This is a genomic window from Embleya sp. NPDC005971, assembly GCF_040629175.1.
Taxonomy (GTDB): Bacteria; Actinomycetota; Actinomycetes; order Streptomycetales; family Streptomycetaceae; genus Embleya.
In genome coordinates this window covers 55,674-74,139 of record NZ_JBEXUX010000025.1, presented here as the reverse complement: position 1 = coordinate 74,139, position 18,466 = coordinate 55,674, and the positions used below count along the sequence as shown (strand labels likewise).

Sequence of the window (18,466 nt, the reverse complement as noted above, 5' to 3'; positions counted from 1 at the left end):
GCACGGGGGCGGAGACGGCGCGGATGAGTGACAAGGCCCGACCCCCCGGCATCGGCCGCAGTGCCCGCCGAACCCCCCACGAGCCGACCGGCGGCCCCGCACGGCGGACCCGCTCACTCGGCAGGTTCCGCCCGATCGGCATCGCCGTGGTCGGCCTGCTCATCACGCTCGGCATCATCGCCACCGTGGGCGGCGCGGCGCCCCCACCACGCACCACACGACCGCTGCTCCTCGGCGGCGTCATATCCGGCCCCGAGGGCCCCCTCGCACTGCCCACCGACGCGCCCGCGACCCCGCCCACCGACGCCGAGCGGGCCTGGCTCGCCGAGGGCACCGTGCCGGGCACGACCCCGCGCCACCGGGCGATGGCCGAGCGCGCGCTGCTGGACATGCGCGTGCTGACCCAGGCCGACGGGTCGGTGGCGGCGGCCTGGTTCGGGATCTGGAAGTACGTCTGGCCGCGCGACGCGGCCTGGGTCGCGGCGGCGTTCACCGCCACCGGACACCACCGGGAGGCCCTCGCGGTGCTGCGCCGACTGGCCGCGTTGCAACGCCCCGACGGCACCTGGGAGGCGCGCTACCGGCTGGACGGCGGGCCGGTCGGCGACGGTCGGGCGGCCCAGTTGGACGGCAACGGATGGGTGCCGTGGGCGATCTGGTTCTGGTACGTCCACCAGGACGCCAAGGCCCCGGAGACCGCGGCGGCCCTGCGGGAACTGTGGCCGACGGTGCGCGCGGCCGGTGACGCGGCGGCCGGCCGGCTGCGCCCGAACGGGTTGCCGCCTCGGGGCTCGGACTACTGGGAAACCCGCACCGACCAGGTCACCCTGGGCACCGCCGCACCCCTGTCGGCCGGCCTGCGCGCCGCCGCCGACCTGGCCCGCCGCACCGGGGACGAGCCCGCCGCGGGGCGCTGGGCGGGCGCCTCGGCCCGCCTCGACCGCGGCATCCGGGAGGCGTTCGGGCCGCACGACTACCCGCGCACGGCCTCGGCCAAGGGCGGCGCGGACACCGCGGTGACCTGGCTGGGCCCGCCGTTCGCTCGCGCGGACGCCGGTGTCGCGAGCGCGGTGCGCCGATCCGCGGAGCTGCTCACCCTGCCCAACGGAGGCATCCTGCCGGGCGAACACTGGGCCGGCGACCCCACCGCGGCCTGGACCCCGGAAACCGCCTCCTTCGCACTGTTCAGCGCGGCGAGCGGCGACCGGGCCGGCGCGGAGCACCGGCTCGACTGGCTCGCCGACCACCGGACGGCGTTCGGCTCGCTGCCCGAGAAGGTCGACAAGAACGGCAAGCCGGCCTCGGTGGCCCCGCTGGCCTGGACCTCGGCGACCGTCCTGCTCGCCCTGACGGCCCTGGACGGCCCCCTCCCGATTCCCTGACGCCACGCGGCGGGGGATCGGGGTACCCGGGCCGGGGCGCGTCACGGACGTCGACCCCGGACCGGTGTCACCCGACGCGCCTTCGGGTCAGGCGTCCGCGTCGCTGGTGACCTTCGCGGCGAGTTGCGGGGGCATCGGGTCGTGGCGGCAGTAGGTGCGGGCGAACTGGCCGGTGCCGTGGCTGATCGAGCGCAGGTCGATCGCGTAGCGGCTGATCTCGATCTCCGGGACCTCGGCGCGGATCAGGGTGCGGCCCGAGCCGATCGGCTCGGTACCCACCACCCGGCCGCGGCGCGAGCTCAGGTCGCTCAGCACACCGCCGACGTACTCGTCGGAGACGGTGACCCGTACCTCCGAGACCGGTTCCAGCAGGTGGATCCGGGTGCTCGCGGCGGCTTCGCGCAGCGCCAGCGAGCCCGCCATCTGGAAGGCCATGTCGGACGAGTCGACCGAGTGGGCCTTGCCGTCGGTCAGCGTCACACGCAGGTCGACCATCGGATAGCCGGCCGCGACGCCCTTCTCCATCTGGGCCCGGACGCCCTTCTCCACCGACGGGATGAAGTTGCGCGGCACCGAACCGCCGAACACCTTGTCGACGAACTCGAACCCGGATCCGCCCGGCAGCGGTTCGACGTCGATCTCGCAGATCGCGAACTGGCCGTGCCCGCCGGACTGTTTCACGTGTCGGCCGCGCCCGCTGGCCTTCTCCGCGAACGTCTCGCGCAGCGACACCTTGTGCGCCACCGCGTCCACCGCGACGCCGTAGCGATTGCGCAGCCGGTCCAGGAGCACTTCGACATGTGCCTCGCCCATGCACCACAACACCAACTGGTGGGTGTCGATGTTGTGTTCCAGGCGCAGCGTCGGATCCTCGGCGACCAGCCGGGCCAGCGACTGGGAAAGTTTGTCCTCGTCCGCCTTGCTGTGCGCGCGGATGGCCACCGGCAGCAGCGGGTCGGGCATCATCCACGGCTCCATCAGCAGCGGATCGTCCTTGTCCGAGATGGTGTCGCCGGTCTCGGCCCGGGTCAGCTTGGCGACCGCGACGATGTCGCCGGCGATGCCGCGGTTGAGCGAGCGCTGGTGTTTGCCCAGCGGGATCGACATCGCGCCGATGCGCTCGTCCAGGTCGTGGTCCTCGTGTCCGCGATCGGCCATCCCGTGCCCGGAGACGTGCACCGTCATGTCCGGGCGCAGCGTGCCGGAGAAGACCCGCACCAGCGAGATCCGGCCCACGTACGGGTCGGACGTCGTCTTGACCACCTCGGCCGCGAGCGGCCCCTCGGGGTCGCAGGTCAGCGGGTCGCGGGGCTTCCCGTCGGGGGTGGTGACCGGCAACACCTCGTGCTCGGGCGGCGCCGGACAGGCCCGGACGATGCCCTCCAGGAGTTCGATGGTGCCCAGCCCGTCGGGCGCGACCGCGAGCACCGGGTAGAACGAACCTCGGGCGACCGCGGTCTCCAGGTCGGCGATCAGCGTGTCGACGTCGATCGGCTCGCCGGAGAGGTAGCGGTCCATCAGGGACTCGTCCTCGCTCTCCGCGATGATGCCCTCGATCAGCCGATTGCGGGCGTCCTCGATCAGCGGCAGGTGCTCGGGGTCGGGGTCCAGCGTCCGACGAGTGCCCGAGGAGTAGTCGTAGACCCGCTGGGTGAGCAGGCCCATCAGACCCGCGACGCTCTCGTCCTCGCCGTGCAGCGGCAGGTAGAGCGGCAACACGGTGTCCGAGTCGGGGTCGCCGAACACCCGCTGGCAGATCAGCACCATCTCGTCGAAGTCGGCGCGCGCCTGGTCGAGCTTGGTGATCACGATCGCGCGGGGCATGCCGACCGAGGCGCACTCGTCCCAGAGCATCCGGGTCGAGCCGTCCACGCCGTCCGCGGCCGAGACCACGAACAGCGCGGCGTCCGCGGCGCGCAGGCCCGCCCGCAGGTCGCCGACGAAGTCCGCGTAGCCGGGGGTGTCGAGCAGGTTGATCTTCACGCCGTCGAATTCGACGGGGGACAGGGACAGCGCCACCGAGCGGTGCTGGCGGTGTTCGATGTCCTCGAAGTCGGACACGGTCGTCCCGTCCTCGACGCGACCGGCCCGGGGAATCGTCCCGGTCGCCACGAGCAGGGACTCCACCAATGTCGTCTTGCCCGCCCCCGTGTGGCCCACCAGCACCACGTTGCGCACCGAGTCCGGGCTCGCCGGCGCGGTTACCCTGCCGACGGTTCCGGCGTTTGCTCCGGATTTATCCGCCATGTGCCACCTCCTGGTTGTCCATCCGATGTGGTCGTCGTCGACGTCCCCGGGACGCGCAGGTGCAAGTCGGTCGTCGGTACGCCAACGTCCGCAAATCGATTCCTGAACGGCAGCATTGCCCCGACGTCCGACCGAGTACAAGTGTCCTCGCCGTACGTGATGTTCTCCAACGCGGCACGCCCGGGCGACGGGGGGCTCGGGAGGCACGACCGCGTCAGTACGATGGGCGCACCAGGCGGGTCGAGTCCACCGGATCCCCCGCCGCCCCGGCAATCCTTCGGGAAGGCGATGCTCAACAAATACGCTCGTGCCTTCTTCACGCGTGTGCTCACCCCGTTCGCGAGCTTTCTGCTGCGTCACAACGTGAGTCCGGACACGGTGACGCTGATCGGCACCCTCGGGGTGGTCGTCGCGGCGCTGGTGTTCTTCCCGATCGGCTGGTTCCTCACCGGCACGCTCGTCATCACCGCGTTCATCTTCTCCGACCTGGTCGACGGCAACATGGCGCGCCAGTTGGGCCGCTCGACCAAATGGGGGGCCTTCCTCGACTCCACGCTGGACCGGGTCGCGGACGCCGCGATCTTCGGCGCGCTGGCGATCTGGTTCGCCGGCGACGGCGACAACCTGCGCATGTGCATCCTGGCGATCTTCTGCCTCGGGTCCGGCCAGGTCGTGTCGTACTCCAAGGCCAGGGCCGAGAGCCTGGGTCTGGCCTGCGACGTCTCCGGACTGATCGAGCGGGCCGAGCGACTGGTCATCTCGCTGGTGGCCACCGGTCTCGACGGAATGGGTGTGCCGTACATCCAGGAGGCCGCACTGTGGTTCATCGCGGTGGGCAGCCTGATCACGGTCTTCCAGCGGATGATCGCGATCCATCGCTCGGCATCCGCGATCGACAACGCGGTGTCCGGAGGTGACAAGCCGTGACCGACGTCGGGCAGCGGCTGGCCGACACCGGGTACGCCCTGGGCTGGTCGGTGGTCAAGCGGCTGCCCGAGCCGGTCGCCACGGCCGCCTTCCGCCGGATCGCCGACCTGGTCTGGCGACGACGCGGCGGCGGCGTGCTCCAGTTGGAGGCCAATCTGCGTCGGGTCGTGGGGCCCGATGCCACGCCCGAGCAACTTCGCGCGCTCTCCCGCGAGGGCATGCGCTCCTACCTGCGCTACTACCAGGAGGCGTTCCGGCTGCCGGTGTGGGACCGCGAGACGGTGCTGGCCCGGATGGAGTGCGACCTGACGCTGTTGGACAAGTGCAGCGCCCGCGGCAAGGGGGTGATCTTCGCGCTGCCGCATATGGGCAACTGGGACCACGCCGGCGCCTGGATCACGCTCAAGGGCTATCCGTTCACCACGGTCGCCGAACGACTGAAGCCGGAATCCCTGTACCGGCGCTTCCTGGACTATCGCGAGTCGCTGGGCATGGAGGTGCTGCCGCTCACCGGCGGCGACGGCAACACGTTCGGCACGCTGGCGCGGCGGCTGCGCGCGGGTCGGTTGTTGTGCCTGCTCTCCGACCGCGACCTGACCACCGCCGGCGTGCCGGTGACCTTCTTCGGCGAGCAGACCCGGATGGCCGCGGGGCCGGCCGCGCTGGCCCTGCAGACCGGCGCGGCGCTGATTCCGGTCACCCTCCCGTGGGACGGCAAGGTCATCCGGGGCACGCTGCACCCCGAGGTCGTGGTGCCCGCCGAGGGCACCCGCCGGGAGAAGATCGCGGTGATGACCCAGCAGGTCGCGGACGCCTACGCCCGGGGGATCGCGCGCGACCCGCAGGACTGGCACATGCTTCAGCCGCTGTGGCTCGACGACCTGGACCGACGCCGGCTCGCCCGGATCGGGGAGGCCAAGTGAGAATCGGCGTCGTGTGCCCCTACTCGTGGGACGTGCCGGGCGGTGTGCAGTACCACGTGCGGGATCTCGCGGCGAACCTGATCGCGCGTGGGCACGAGGTGTCGGTGCTGGCGCCGGCGGACGACGACACCCCGCTGCCGGACTACGTGGTGCCGGCCGGGCGAGCGGTACCGGTGCGCTACAACGGCTCGGTGGCCCGGCTCAACTTCGGCTTCCTGTCCGCCGCGCGGGTGCGGCGGTGGATCCACGACGGGCACTTCGACGTGCTGCACATCCACGAACCGGCCACGCCCAGCCTGTCGTTGCTCGCCTGCTGGGCGGCCTCCGGCCCGGTGGTGGCCACCTTCCACACCTCCAACCCCCGCTCGCGGGCGATGATCGCGGCCTACCCGATCCTGCAACCCGCGTTGGAGAAGATCAGCGCCCGGATCGCGGTCAGCGAGTACGCGCGCCGCACCCTGGTCGAACACCTCGGCGGCGACGCGGTGGTCATCCCCAACGGCGTGGATGTCGGCTTCTTCGCCGACGCACCCGTGGAGCCCACGTGGCAGGGCACACCCGAGGCGCCGACCATCGGCTTCATCGGGCGGATCGACGAATCGCGCAAGGGACTGCCCACGCTGATCGAGGCGTTCCCGCGGATCGTCGAGGCGTTCCCGGGCGTACGGCTGCTGGTGGCCGGGCGAGGGGACGCCGAACAGGCGGTGGAGGACCTGCCGGAGGCGTTGCGCGGACAGGTCACCTTCCTGGGCATGGTCAGCGACCTGGACAAGGCGCGGTTGTTGCGCAGCGTGGACGTCTACGTGGCGCCCAACACCGGTGGCGAGAGCTTCGGGATCATCCTGGTCGAGGCGATGTCGGCGTCGGCGCCGGTGCTGGCCAGTGACCTGGACGCGTTTCGTCAGGTGCTGGACGGGGGGCGGGCGGGGGAGTTGTTCGCGGTGGAGGACGCCTCGGCGCTTGCCGCTGCCGCGGTGGGGTTGCTTCGGGATCCCGAGCGGCGGGAGATGTTGCGGGAGGTCGGGCGCAAGCATGTGCAGCGGTACGACTGGGGGACGGTCGGGACGGACATCCTGGGCGTGTACGAGACGGTCACGGCGGGGGCGCCGGCGGCGTAGCGGGGGTGGCCTCTAGCGCCGGCCGGGCTGGGTTGGCCTCAAACGCCGGCCGGGCTGGATTGGTCGGGTTGGGTTGGCCTCAAACGCCGGCCGGGCTGGATTGGTCGCGTCCAGGGTGGTCTCGGGCGTCGGGCGGGCTGGGTTGGTTGGGCTGGACGGTGGTCTCGGGCGTCGGGCGGCTGGTGGGGTCGGGCGTTGGTCGGGTGGTTTGGGCGGGTCGGGTTGGGCTCGAAGGTTGGCTGGGGTGGGGGGTATTAGGGTCGCCGGGTGATGACTGTCATCTGGGTCCTGCTCGCGGTGCTTGCGGTTGGTGTGTATTTGAGTTGGACCGCCGGGCGGCTGGATCGGCTGCATGCGCGGGTGGATTCGAGTCGGGCCGCGTTGGACGCGCAGTTGTTGCGGCGGTCGGCGGTCGCGCAGGAGATCGCCACCTCCGGATTGCTCGATCCGGCCTCCTCGCTCGTGTTGGCCGGTGCCGCGCACGAGGCGCGGAACGCGGCCGAGGACGAGCGCGAGGTGGCGGAGAGCGACCTGACCCGCGCGTTGCGGTTCCTGTTCGAGGACCCCGCCCAGGCGGAGGACCTGCGGGCCCGACCCGGCGGCGCGGAACTGGTCACCGAACTGCAGACCGCGGTACGGCGCGTGCCGATGGCCCGGCGCTTTCACAACGACGCGGTCCGCGGCGCCCGCGCGGTGCGCCGACACCGGTTGGTGCGCTATCTGCGGTTGGCGGGCCATGCCCCGTACCCGGTCACCTTCGAGATGGACGACGAGGAGCCGCGCACTTTGCAGCCCGGTGGGTCCTGACGGGAGCCACGCAAAGGCCACCGTGGACAGATTGGCCCGGGTAATTCGCCGGGGTGGCATGACATTAGGATCCACCTCACCCGTACGATGGAGCCAACCGTCGTCGTTCGCACCCGTGTGAGGTCATCCGTGTCCACCACCCCCGCAAGCCCCCAGACCGGCACCGACCTGGTCAAGCGCGGCATGGCCGAGCAGCTCAAGGGCGGCGTGATCATGGACGTCGTCAACGCCGAGCAGGCCAAGATCGCCGAGGACGCGGGCGCGGTCGCCGTCATGGCGCTCGAGCGCGTGCCCGCCGACATCCGCAAGGACGGCGGCGTCGCGCGCATGTCCGACCCGGACATGATCGACGGCATCATCGGCGCCGTGTCCATCCCGGTGATGGCCAAGGCCCGGATCGGCCACTTCGCCGAGGCCCAGGTGCTGCAGTCGCTCGGCGTGGACTACATCGACGAGTCCGAGGTGCTGACCCCGGCCGACGAGTCGAACCACATCAACAAGTGGAAGTTCACCACCCCCTTCGTGTGTGGCGCGACCAACCTCGGCGAGGCGCTGCGCCGGATCACCGAGGGCGCGGCGATGATCCGCTCCAAGGGTGAGGCCGGCACCGGCAACGTGGTCGAGGCCACCCGCCACATGCGCACCATCCTCAAGGACATCAAGCAGCTCTCGGTGCTGGACGAGGACGAGCTGTTCGTCGCCGCGAAGAACCTCCAGGCGCCGTACGCGCTGGTCAAGGAGGTCGCCGAGGCCGGCAAGCTGCCCGTCGTGCTGTTCACCGCGGGCGGCATCGCCACCCCGGCCGACGCGTCGATGATGATGCAGCTCGGCGCCGAGGGTGTGTTCGTCGGCTCGGGCATCTTCAAGTCCGGCGACCCGGCCAAGCGGGCCAAGGCGATCGTGGACGCGACCCTGCACTTCGACGACCCGGACGTGATCGCCAAGGTCTCGCGCGGCCTGGGCGAGGCGATGGTCGGCATCAACATCGACACCCTCCCGGCCGAGCAGCGCTACGCCGGCCGCGGCTGGTAGTCCCCGCCCCGTCGAGGACTTCGAAGCACTCGAACACTCGAAAAGCTGTGAGCCGGGCCCGGACGCGATCGCGTTCGGGCCCGGCTCGGTACCTACGACCGGACGAGGTTGACGTGTCCACCACCCCCATCATCGGTGTCCTCGCCCTCCAGGGCGACGTTCGCGAGCACGCCATCGCGCTGGCCGAACTCGACGCGATCGCACGCCCGGTGCGCAAGGTCGAGGAGTTCGCCGAACTCGACGCGCTGGTCATACCCGGCGGCGAGTCGACCACGATGTCCAAGCTCGCGGTGTCCTTCGGGCTGTTCCCGGCGCTGCGCGAGCGGGTCGCGGGCGGCATGCCGGTCTACGGCTCGTGCGCGGGCATGATCATGCTCGCCGACAAGATCCTGGACGGCCGCGAGGACCAGGAGACGGTCGGCGGGATCGACATGATCGTGCGGCGCAACGCGTTCGGCCGACAGAACGACTCGTTCGAGGCGGACGTCCCGTTCGAGGGACTGACCGGCGGCGACCCCATGCACGGCGTGTTCATCCGCGCCCCGTGGGTCGAGTCGGTCGGCGCGGAGGTCGAGGTGCTCGCCCGACTGACCGCCGAGCCGTACGCGGACCGCATCGTCGCGGTGCGCCAGGGAAACCTGCTCGCGACGTCCTTCCACCCCGAGCTCACCCCCGATCGGCGGGTGCACGCGTACTTCGTGGACATGGTCCGTGCCACGCTCTGAGCTCGCGCGCCGGTAGGATCTTCCAGCCTGTACAGGCCCGTGCAGTGCACCCGCGACCCGAAGGAGTAGAGGCGGATGTCCGGCCACTCGAAGTGGGCGACCACCAAGCACAAAAAGGCCGTCATCGACGCCAGGCGCGGAAAGCTCTTCGCCAAGCTGATCAAGAACGTCGAGGTGGCGGCGCGCACCGGCGGCGGTGACATCGCCGGCAACCCGACGCTCTATGACGCCATTCAGAAGGCCAAGAAGTCCTCGGTCCCGAACGACAACATCGACCGCGCGGTCAAGCGCGGCTCCGGTGCGGAGGCCGGCGGCGCCGACTACCAGTCGATCACGTACGAGGGGTACGGACCGAACGGTGTCGCGGTGCTGATCGAGTGCCTCACCGACAACCGCAACCGCGCGGCGTCGGACGTGCGGGTCGCGATGACGCGCAACGGCGGCTCGATGGCCGACCCCGGCTCGGTGTCGTACATGTTCACCCGCAAGGGTGTCGTGATCGTGCCGAAGAACGACCTGAGCGAGGACGACGTGCTGGGCGCGGTGCTCGACGCCGGTGCCGAGGAGGTCAACGACCTCGGCGAGACCTACGAGGTGGTCAGCGAGGCGACCGACATGGTCGGCGTGCGGACCGCGCTCGTGGACGCCGGGATCGACTACGACTCGGCCGACGCCAACTTCATCCCCAGCGTCTCGGTCGAGCTGGACGAAGAGGGCGCGCGCAAGATCTTCCGGCTGATCGAGGCGCTGGAGGACAGCGACGACGTCCAGGACGTCTGGGCGAACTTCGACGTCTCGGACGAGATCATGGAAAGCATCAACGGCGAATAGCGCGCTCGTCGAGGGGGCCGGCGGCAACTGCCGCCGGCCCCTCGCGCGTTACCGGTCCCCTCGGGGGCGCTACGGGTTGGTGTTTATCACGTACAGCAGGAAGCTCACGTACCACCCGGCGAACGCCGCTCCGGCGACCAGCACCGAGATCACCAGCCCGCGCGGCCACTTGGCCATCAGCCGGGCCAGCGGCAGCGCGATGGTGAAGGCGGGCAACATGAAGCGCGGCTTGGAGTGGAAGAACCAGCCGTTGCTCGTGGTCAGCGCCAGGAACATCACCACGCCGCCGTAGATGTGCACCGGCAGCGGGATTCGGCGGTCCCGAAAGGACCAGATCATCAGTGCCACGGACAGGATGATCACGAACGTGCAGACCACGTAGATCGGTCGGCCCAGGTGGGTGAGGTACTTGGCCATCCACTGGACGGTGCTTATGCCCCCGTCGAAGCGCAGGTTGAACGCCTTGTCCTGGATCCAGACCCAGCCGTCGGGCCGCCCGGCCAGCCAGCCCACCCAGGCGATGAAGCCCACGCAGGCCAGCGGCGAGATCAGGGTGGCGAGCACCGGGCGGCGGGACTGCGGCGCCAGCAGGCCGACCCGGGTGCCGTCCTCGCGCCGCTCCAGCACGATCGCCAGGGCGGCCACGCCCAGCGCCGCGACCAGGCCGAACGCGGTGTTCCGGGTCAGGCCGGCGAACAGGCACAACACGCAGGCCAGGGTCCACCGGCGGCGCACCACGGCCAGCAGGCCCCAGGACGCGAAGGCCACGAACAGCGCCTCGGAGTAGACCATGGTGAGCACCATCGAGCCCGGCGCGACGCCCCACAGGAGCGCGAACAGGGTGGCCACCCGGTGGTTGCCGGTGAGTTCGCGCCCGAGCGCGTACAGCCCCCAGGCCGCGACCGCGCCGGACGAGACGGTGACGACCATGCCGGCGTTGAGCGCGGACAGGCCGGTGAGGTCGCCGACGAGGCGGACCGCCCAGGGGTAGCCGGGGAAGAACTCGACGTTGGTCCAGTACGGCTTGCCGGCCGGCGAGACCGGGATCTTGTCGACGTAGCCGAAGTCCGCGATGTCGCGGAACCAGACGCCGTCCCACGAGCCGACCATGGACCAGAACGGCTTGCCGGCCGCCAACGCCATCACGCCGAGCACCACGAGGTTGATCGCGCGCGCGATCAGATAGCCGAACACCGCCGTGCGGGCGGGGCGGAACGAGGCACGCGCGCGGCGGGCGAAGTCGCCGGCACCGGCGCGCAGGCGGTCGGCGAGGCCGTCGGCGAGGACGCTGTCGGAGCGCCCCGGCATCCTGATCGCACCCTTCTCGGCGGCCGGCGGGGTCTCGGCGACCGGCATGGACGGCGACGGCATGAAAACCTTCCGGGCGGCGAGCGGGGGCAGTCTCCAACCGACCCTAGCGTCGCCTGTGCGGGCTCCCGTGCGGCGACCGGGCCGCTTGGGGAACGATCGTCACAGGGCTGTCATCGGGGCGTTATCGACCGGGACAAGCGTACGTGTCGCTCGAACGGGTGATCACGGAGTGGCGGTACCGAGGGCATCGGCGCGGCTGCACTAGGGTTTGTCGGGCGAACAGATGTTCGTATCGGGCGGGTTCGGCTCGATCGCAGGGGCGGGAGCGGAGTGTCGGCAACACGCCGGCCCGCCGCCGCCCGGGCGATGCGATGCCAGGCGGGACGAGAGGGGCGCGGCATGCGGGTCTTGGGGGTCGACCCCGGTCTGACCCGATGCGGCGTCGGTGTCGTCGACGGCGCGGTCGGCAAACCACTGCGGATGATCGAGGCGGGCGTGGTGCGCACGCCCGCCGAGGCGTCGATCGACGCGCGGCTGTTGGGCATCGAGCAGGGCATCGAGGAGTGGCTGGACCGGCACCGACCGGACTGCGTCGCGGTCGAGCGGGTCTTCAGCCAGCACAACGTGAGCACCGTGATGGGCACCGCGCAGGCGTCCGCCGTGGCGATCGTGTGTGCCGCGCGGCGCGGTCTGCCGGTGACGCTGCACACGCCGAGCGAGGTCAAGGCCGCGGTGACCGGCAGCGGGCGCGCCGACAAGGCCCAGATCGGTGCGATGGTGACCCGTATCCTGCGTCTGGACGGCCCGCCGAAACCGGCGGACGCCGCCGACGCGGTCGCGCTGGCGATCTGTCACATCTGGCGCGGCGGCGCCTCCGACCGGCTCGCCGCGGCGGTGGCCGCGGCCCGCACCCCCACCGCACGGCTGCCGCGCGGCACCCGCCGATGACCGGACCCGGCCCGAGCGACCTTCGGGCCGCCGGCCCCCGTACCACTAGCCAAGCAGGAGCACTCGGGTGATCGCGTTCGTCTCCGGAACGGTGGCCGGCCTCGGCCCGGACACCGCCGTCGTCGAGGTCGGCGGGGTCGGCCTGGCCGTGCAGTGCACGCCCACCACGCTGGCCACGCTGCGCGTCGGCGTGGCGGCCCGGCTGGCCACGTCGCTGGTGGTGCGGGAGGACTCGCTCACCCTGTTCGGCTTCGCCGACGACGACGAGAAGCGCACATTCGAGGTGTTGCAGACCGCCAACGGGGTGGGGCCGAAGCTGGCCCTGGCGATGCTCGGGGTCTACAGCCCGGACGCGCTGCGGGCCGCGGTCGCGGGCAAGGACGCCAAGGCGCTCACCGCCGTGCCCGGGATCGGCCCCAAGGGCGCGCAGAAGTTGCTCCTGGACCTGAAGGACAAGCTCGGCGCACCCACCGGCACGGGCGCCGCGCTCGGCGTCGGCGCCCCCGTGAGCGCGGGTTGGCGGGATCAGTTGCACGCCGCGCTGGTCGGCCTGGGCTATGCGACGCGCGAGGCGGACGACGCGGTCGTCTCGGTGACCGCCGAGGCGGAGGCGTCGGCCACGCCCGACATCGGCGCGTTGCTCAAGGCGGCCCTGCGCGGCCTGAACCGCCGATGAGCCGCCGGGGGCGACCCCCGGGCCCGGTCCGGCGCGACGACACCGTGTCGCCCGGGTCGGGCAGGATGAACGCAGGCCGCACGAACACGACCATGGGCGGAACACGATGACGCAGGACGGCGAACGCCTGGTGACCGCCGAGGCGGACGGCGAGGACCAGGCCGTCGAGGCCGCGCTGCGGCCGAAGAACCTGGACGAGTTCATCGGCCAGGAGCGGGTGCGCGAGCAGTTGTCCCTGGTGCTGACCGCGGCCCTCGGCCGCGGCGGCACCGCCGATCACGTGCTCCTGTCCGGCCCGCCCGGACTCGGCAAGACCACGCTGTCGATGATCATCGCGGCCGAGATGGGGGTGCCGATCCGGATCACCTCCGGCCCGGCGATCCAGCACGCCGGCGATCTGGCCGCGATCCTGTCCTCGTTGTCCGAGGGCGAGGTGCTCTTCCTCGACGAGATCCACCGGATGTCGCGGCCCGCCGAGGAGATGCTCTACATGGCGATGGAGGACTTCCGGGTCGACATCATCGTCGGCAAGGGCCCCGGCGCCACCGCGATCCCGCTCGACCTGCCGCCGTTCACCCTGGTGGGCGCCACCACCCGGGCGGGGTTGTTGCCACCGCCGCTGCGCGACCGGTTCGGCTTCACCGGCCACATGGACTTCTACGCGCCCGCCGAACTCGAACGGGTGCTGAACCGCTCGGCAAGATTGCTCGACGTCGAACTGTCCGCCGAGGGCGGCGCCGAGATCGCCGGCCGCTCGCGCGGCACGCCGCGGATCGCCAACCGGCTGCTGCGCCGGGTCCGCGACTACGCCCAGGTCCGGGCGAACGGCAAGGTCGATCGGGACATCGCCGCGCGTGCGCTGGACGTCTACGAGGTGGACGCGCTGGGCCTGGATCGGCTGGACCGGGCCGTGTTGCAGGCGCTGACCACCCTGTTCGGCGGAGGTCCGGTGGGCCTGTCCACCCTGGCCGTGGCGGTCGGCGAGGAGACCGAGACGGTCGAGGAGGTCGCCGAACCGTTCCTGGTCCGCAGCGGTTTCCTGGCCCGCACCCCGCGCGGTCGGGTGGCCACCGCGAAGGCCTGGCTGCATCTGGGGCTCAACCCGCCGCAGGGCGCGCTGCCCGGGCAGCACGGTGCACAACAGAGCGTGTTGTTCGACAACGGCGCCGTGACCGGTAAGGATGCAACCGAGTAAGGCCGGTGCGCGTCGGGAACGCACGCGGTCGGTAGTCGTTGTTCCTGTAGTAAGTACCCGTCTAGACTCCGCCGAGGCCGCCGCACCGTGGCCGGCCGAGTGTCACCGTCCGGGCCGCCGAGCGGCCTTGGGAAGGAATCGTTTCAAGCCGTGGACCCGCTTACCCTCCTCCTGCCAGTAATCATCGTCGTGGTGTTCTACTTCCTGATCATCAAGCCCGGGAAGGCACGCCAGCGACAGGCCATGGAAACGCAGAACTCGCTGGTCCCGGGCGCCGAGGTCCGCACCATCGCGGGGCTGTACGCGACGGTCACCGAGGTGGAGGACGATTCCGTCATCCTTGAGGTCGCGCCCGACGTGCACTGCCGCTTCGTCAAGAGCGCCATCGCCGCCGTCCTGTCCTCGGGTGAGGACGACGAGGCCGACGACGAGCACGAAGACGACGCCGAGGCCGAGGCCGGCGACGACGTCGTAAAGCTCGACAAGAAGCCCGAAGCCGCTGCGGACGCCGAGGCCGAGGACACCAAGACCGTGGATGCCGGCAAGGCCGAGGGCGCGAGCAAGGCGCCCGAGGCAGCCGACCGGTTGCGCAAGGACGACAAGCAGGACTAGTTCGGCTCGTGGTGAATGCGGTGGTCCCCGGACCGCCGCAGCGCAATACAGTCAGGTGACCGGGGGTGACACCCCGGATACGACAGCGTCCGGCATCCTGCCGGACGCCGTGCCGTGCCGACGGACCGTGGCGCAAGCCCGCCCGCGGCGGCATCGAGAGGGAGATTGGGCGAAGGTGGCAGCACCGAAATCGAGTTCCCGAGGGCACCCGGGACGGGTCCTGGCCTTCATCGGGGTCGTGATCGTCGCGCTCTACGCGATCATGTTCTCGACCGGGGACAAGACCCCACGTCTGGGCATCGACCTCGCGGGCGGCACCAGTGTCACGCTCACCGCCAAGGCCGACCAGGGCCGCAACGGTGCGGTCAACAAGTCGAACATGCAGACCGCGGTGGAGATCATCCGCCAGCGCGTCAACGCGTTCGGTGTGTCCGAGGCGGAGGTGCAGACCGAGGGCGACCGCAACATCGTCATCAGCATCCCCAAGGGCAAGAACGAGAAGGAGACGGCGGAGCAGGTCGGCCAGACCGCGAAGCTGTTCTTCCGCCCCGTTCTGGAGGCCACGCCGATCACCCCCCAGGGTGGTACCAAGCTGCCGCTGACCCCGCCGTCGACGCCGCCCGCGAGCACCCCGCCGACCGGCGCTCCGTCGGCCGGCGCGCCGTCCGCGAGCACGCCGCCCGCGACCCAGTCGGGCAAGCCGCAGGGTCGGGTCATCCCGAACCTGAAGGACGCGTCCGGCGCTCCGACGCCGCCGCCGTCGTCGCCGCCCGCGAGCACGCCGCCCGCGACGCCTCCGGCGAGCACCCCGCCGGCCGGAGCCGACGCGAACGGCATCACGCCGGAGCTGCGCGCGAAGTACAACAACCTGGACTGCACCCTCCCGGAGAACCGCGGCCTCGGCCCGGTGCCGGCCCCGGAGGACAAGCCGACCGTGGCGTGCAGTCGCGATCAGGGCGACGGCGAGGAGAAGTACATCCTCGGACCGGTGCTGATCCCCGGCACCGACGTGGCCTCCTCGAAGGCACAGCTCCCGCAGAACGGCAGTGTCGGCGGCTGGGAAGTCGAGCTGAAGTTCACCGACGCGGGCACCAACAAGTTCACCAAGATCACCGGTGACCTGGCGGCGGGCAAGTACCCGACCAACCGCTTCGCGATCGACCTGGACGGTGTGGTCGTCTCCGCACCGTCGGTGAAGTCGGAGATCCCCGGCGGCAGCGCCGTGATCTCGGGCAACTTCACCCGCAGCTCGGCCAAGGACCTGGAGAACGTGCTCAAGTACGGCGCGCTCCCGCTGTCCTTCACCAAGAGCGACGTGACCACGGTGTCCGCGTCGCTGGGTGGTGACCAGCTCAAGGGCGGTCTGATCGCGGGTGCGATCGGCATCGTCCTGGTCATCCTGTACTCGCTGTTCTACTACCGGGGCCTCGGCCTGGTGAGCATCGCGAGTCTGGCGGTCTCGGCGGCCCTCACCTACGCCATCATGTGTCTGCTGGGCCGAAGTATCGGCTTCGCACTCAACCTGCCGGCGGTGTGTGGCGCGATTGCCGCGATCGGTATCACGGTGGACTCGTTCATCGTGTACTTCGAGCGGATCCGGGACGAGATCCGCGAGGGTCGCACGTTGCGACCCGCCGTGGAGAAGGCGTGGCCCCGGGCCCGGCGCACCATCCTGGTGTCCGACGCGGTGTCGTTCCTGGCCGCCGCGGTGCTCTACGTCGTCTCGGTCGGCAAGGTCCAGGGCTTCGCCTTCACCCTCGGCCTGACCACGCTGCTCGACGTCGTGGTGGTGTTCCTGTTCACCAAGCCGCTCATGACGATCCTCGCCAAGCGCAAGTTCTTCGCGGACGGCCACAAGTGGTCCGGCCTCGATCCCGAAGCGCTCGGTGCCAATCAGCGCCAGTCGTATCGCAGCCGTCGCCCGCGTGGGCGCGCTGCCGGCGTCAAGGAGGCGTGATGAGTCGCTTCGGTGACCTCAAGACCATCGGTGTCCGGCTGCACCACGGCGACGTCTCGTTCGACTTCGTCGGCCGCAAGAAGTTGTGGTACTCGATCTCCGCGCTGATCCTGCTGCTCGCGGTCGGCGGTCTGCTCGGCCGCGGGCTGCACCAGGGCATCGAGTTCAAGGGCGGCTCGGTCTACACGATCGAGCACACCTCGGCCTCGCAGAACGACGCCCGCGAGGCGGTGGCGCCGTTCACCGACGGCACCGACGCCATAGTGCAGAAGGTCGGCGGCGACGGCCTGCGGATCCAGATCGCCGAGTCGGACGCGGACAAGACCAAGCAGGTCGCGGCGGCCATCGCCAAGGACCTCAAGGTCGCGCCGGACAAGGTCAACACGCAGGTGGTCGGTCCGAGCTGGGGCAAGGAGATCTCCAAGAAGGCCCTGCAGGGCCTGGTGATCTTCATGATCCTGGTGGTGATCTACCTCACCTTCGCCTTCGAGTGGCGGATGGCCGTGGCGGCGCTGGTCGCGCTGATCCACGACATCGTGATCACCATCGGTGTGTACGCGCTGGTGGGCTTCGAGGTGACGCCGGGCACGGTGATCGGTCTGCTGACGATTCTCGGTTACTCCCTGTACGACACCGTCGTGGTGTTCGACACGGTCAAGGAGAACGCCAAGAACATCACCAAGCAGACCAAGCTCACCTACAGCGAGGCGGCCAACGCGGGTCTGAACCAGACCCTGGTGCGCTCCATCAACACCACGGTGGTCGCGCTGCTGCCGGTGGCGTCGCTGCTGTTCGTCGGTGGCGGTCTGCTCGGCGCGGGCATGCTCAAGGACATCGCGCTGTCGCTGTTCGTGGGTCTGGCCGCCGGTGCGTTCTCGTCGATCTTCATCGCCACGCCGATCCTGGCCGACCTCAAGGAGCGGTCGCCGGAGATGCGGCAACTCGCGAAGAAGGTGGCCCAGCGTCGGGCGTCCGAGGCGAAGGCGGCCAAGGCCGGCGAAGCCTCCGGGATTCCCGCGGACGAGGCCGAGGGCCACCCGGACGTGGACGAGACGGCCGAACCGGGCGACGACGAGACCGTACCCGCGCAGGGCGGTGCGCCGCGGGCGGGCGCCTCGCGCGGTCGGGCACGGACCCGTCCCGGCGGCAAGAGGAAGCGCTGATGGCCGACGAGGAACTGCGCAAGCTCCTGGAGAGCCGGATCCGGGACGTGCCGGACTGGCCGCAGCCGGGCGTGGTGTTCAAGGACATCTCGCTGCTGCTGGCCGATCCGGTCGCGTTCGCGGCCCTGGTCGACGCGCTGGCCGAGCGCTGCCGGGACCGGGTGGACAAGGTGGTCGGGATCGAGGCCCGAGGCTTCATCCTGGCCGCCCCGGTGGCCTACCGCGCCCAGGCGGGATTCGTTCCGGTCCGCAAGGCGGGCAAGCTGCCGTGCGCGACCCACGCGCAGTCCTACGACCTGGAGTACGGTTCGGCCACCCTGGAGGTGCACCAGGACGCGTTCGAGCCCGGTGACCGGGTGCTCGTGATCGACGACGTGCTCGCCACCGGCGGGACCGTCGAGGCCACGATCGACCTGATCGGGCGGTCCGGCGCGCAGGTGGTGGGGGTCGAGGTGCTCCTCGAGCTCGGCTTCCTGGGCGGCCGGGCACGGCTCGCGCCGGTGTTGCCGGAAGGCACGCTGGAGTCGTTCATCGTCGTTTGACACGCCGCCGAAGGCGTGTCGTCGAAGGCCGGAGGCACCCCGGGTGGGGAGCCTTCGGCCTTCGGCGTCG

At 70.8% G+C, this 18,466-nt stretch carries 17 protein-coding genes; 15 read left to right on the top strand and 2 right to left on the bottom strand.

Annotation, left to right across the window (positions count from 1 at the left end; all coding sequences use genetic code 11):
- The first annotated feature begins 23 nt into the window (after positions 1–23).
- The gene (locus ABZ374_RS22655) at positions 24–1,382 is read left to right on the top strand and encodes a hypothetical protein (protein ID WP_360313797.1); all 1,359 of its coding nucleotides are present in this window, start codon (positions 24–26) and stop codon (positions 1,380–1,382) included.
- An 87-nt stretch (positions 1,383–1,469) separates the two neighbouring features.
- On the opposite strand, the gene ABZ374_RS22650 is transcribed toward ABZ374_RS22655, so the two are convergent.
- Positions 1,470–3,629: an elongation factor G-like protein EF-G2 gene (locus ABZ374_RS22650; protein WP_360313795.1), complete on the bottom strand. Its 2,160-nt coding sequence runs from the start codon at positions 3,627–3,629 to the stop codon at positions 1,470–1,472.
- Between the two features lie 288 nt (positions 3,630–3,917).
- Between ABZ374_RS22650 and pgsA the strand changes: the two genes are divergently transcribed.
- The 7 genes from pgsA (at position 3,918) to ABZ374_RS22615 (ending at position 9,992) form a co-directional block, all read left to right on the top strand.
- A complete protein-coding gene (gene pgsA, locus ABZ374_RS22645) occupies positions 3,918–4,556 on the top strand; it encodes a phosphatidylinositol phosphate synthase (RefSeq protein WP_360313793.1) in 639 nt (212 codons plus the stop codon).
- A complete protein-coding gene (locus tag ABZ374_RS22640; RefSeq protein ID WP_360313791.1) occupies positions 4,553–5,479 on the top strand; it encodes a phosphatidylinositol mannoside acyltransferase in 927 nt (308 codons plus the stop codon). The genes pgsA and ABZ374_RS22640 overlap by 4 nt, the downstream gene beginning before the upstream one ends.
- Complete coding sequence (locus tag ABZ374_RS22635; RefSeq protein WP_360313789.1) at positions 5,476–6,597, top strand: glycosyltransferase family 4 protein; 1,122 nt, start codon at positions 5,476–5,478, stop codon at positions 6,595–6,597. The genes ABZ374_RS22640 and ABZ374_RS22635 overlap by 4 nt, the downstream gene beginning before the upstream one ends.
- A 270-nt stretch (positions 6,598–6,867) precedes the next feature.
- Entirely contained in the window at positions 6,868–7,404 is a 537-nt protein-coding gene (locus ABZ374_RS22630; RefSeq protein ID WP_360313787.1) for a hypothetical protein, read from the top strand.
- Between the two features lie 87 nt (positions 7,405–7,491).
- Positions 7,492–8,436 (top strand): pyridoxal 5'-phosphate synthase lyase subunit PdxS, encoded by a 945-nt coding sequence (gene pdxS, locus ABZ374_RS22625; protein WP_360313785.1) that lies wholly within the window; start codon positions 7,492–7,494, stop codon positions 8,434–8,436.
- Positions 8,437–8,549: 113 nt separating this feature from the next.
- Positions 8,550–9,161, top strand: coding sequence for a pyridoxal 5'-phosphate synthase glutaminase subunit PdxT (gene pdxT / locus ABZ374_RS22620; RefSeq protein ID WP_360313783.1), 612 nt, complete (start codon positions 8,550–8,552; stop codon positions 9,159–9,161).
- A gap of 75 nt (positions 9,162–9,236) precedes the next feature.
- Positions 9,237–9,992 (top strand): YebC/PmpR family DNA-binding transcriptional regulator, encoded by a 756-nt coding sequence (locus ABZ374_RS22615; protein ID WP_360313781.1) that lies wholly within the window; start codon positions 9,237–9,239, stop codon positions 9,990–9,992.
- 69 nt (positions 9,993–10,061) lie between these two features.
- Here the strand turns inward: ABZ374_RS22615 and ABZ374_RS22610 are convergent, their stop codons facing one another.
- Positions 10,062–11,363, bottom strand: coding sequence for a mannosyltransferase family protein (locus ABZ374_RS22610; protein ID WP_360313779.1), 1,302 nt, complete (start codon positions 11,361–11,363; stop codon positions 10,062–10,064).
- Between the two features lie 339 nt (positions 11,364–11,702).
- Here ABZ374_RS22610 and ruvC point away from each other — a divergent pair, with 339 nt between their 5' ends.
- The 7 genes from ruvC to ABZ374_RS22575 all read left to right on the top strand — a co-directional run bounded on the left by ruvC (position 11,703) and on the right by ABZ374_RS22575 (position 18,396).
- On the top strand, positions 11,703–12,251 hold the full coding sequence (ruvC, locus tag ABZ374_RS22605) for a crossover junction endodeoxyribonuclease RuvC (protein ID WP_360313777.1): 549 nt from the start codon (positions 11,703–11,705) through the stop codon (positions 12,249–12,251).
- Between the two features lie 67 nt (positions 12,252–12,318).
- Complete coding sequence (ruvA, locus tag ABZ374_RS22600; protein ID WP_360313775.1) at positions 12,319–12,927, top strand: Holliday junction branch migration protein RuvA; 609 nt, start codon at positions 12,319–12,321, stop codon at positions 12,925–12,927.
- A 106-nt stretch (positions 12,928–13,033) separates the two neighbouring features.
- The gene (ruvB, locus tag ABZ374_RS22595; protein WP_360313773.1) at positions 13,034–14,122 is read left to right on the top strand and encodes a Holliday junction branch migration DNA helicase RuvB; all 1,089 of its coding nucleotides are present in this window, start codon (positions 13,034–13,036) and stop codon (positions 14,120–14,122) included.
- A 150-nt stretch (positions 14,123–14,272) separates the two neighbouring features.
- On the top strand, positions 14,273–14,734 hold the full coding sequence (yajC, locus tag ABZ374_RS22590) for a preprotein translocase subunit YajC (protein WP_360313771.1): 462 nt from the start codon (positions 14,273–14,275) through the stop codon (positions 14,732–14,734).
- A gap of 175 nt (positions 14,735–14,909) precedes the next feature.
- Positions 14,910–16,691: a protein translocase subunit SecD gene (gene secD / locus ABZ374_RS22585; protein WP_360313769.1), complete on the top strand. Its 1,782-nt coding sequence runs from the start codon at positions 14,910–14,912 to the stop codon at positions 16,689–16,691.
- Positions 16,691–17,854: a protein translocase subunit SecF gene (secF, locus tag ABZ374_RS22580; RefSeq protein ID WP_360313767.1), complete on the top strand. Its 1,164-nt coding sequence runs from the start codon at positions 16,691–16,693 to the stop codon at positions 17,852–17,854. Before secD ends, secF begins: the two co-directional genes overlap by 1 nt.
- Complete coding sequence (locus ABZ374_RS22575) at positions 17,854–18,396, top strand: adenine phosphoribosyltransferase (protein ID WP_360313765.1); 543 nt, start codon at positions 17,854–17,856, stop codon at positions 18,394–18,396. Before secF ends, ABZ374_RS22575 begins: the two co-directional genes overlap by 1 nt.
- The last annotated feature ends 70 nt before the right edge of the window (positions 18,397–18,466 follow it).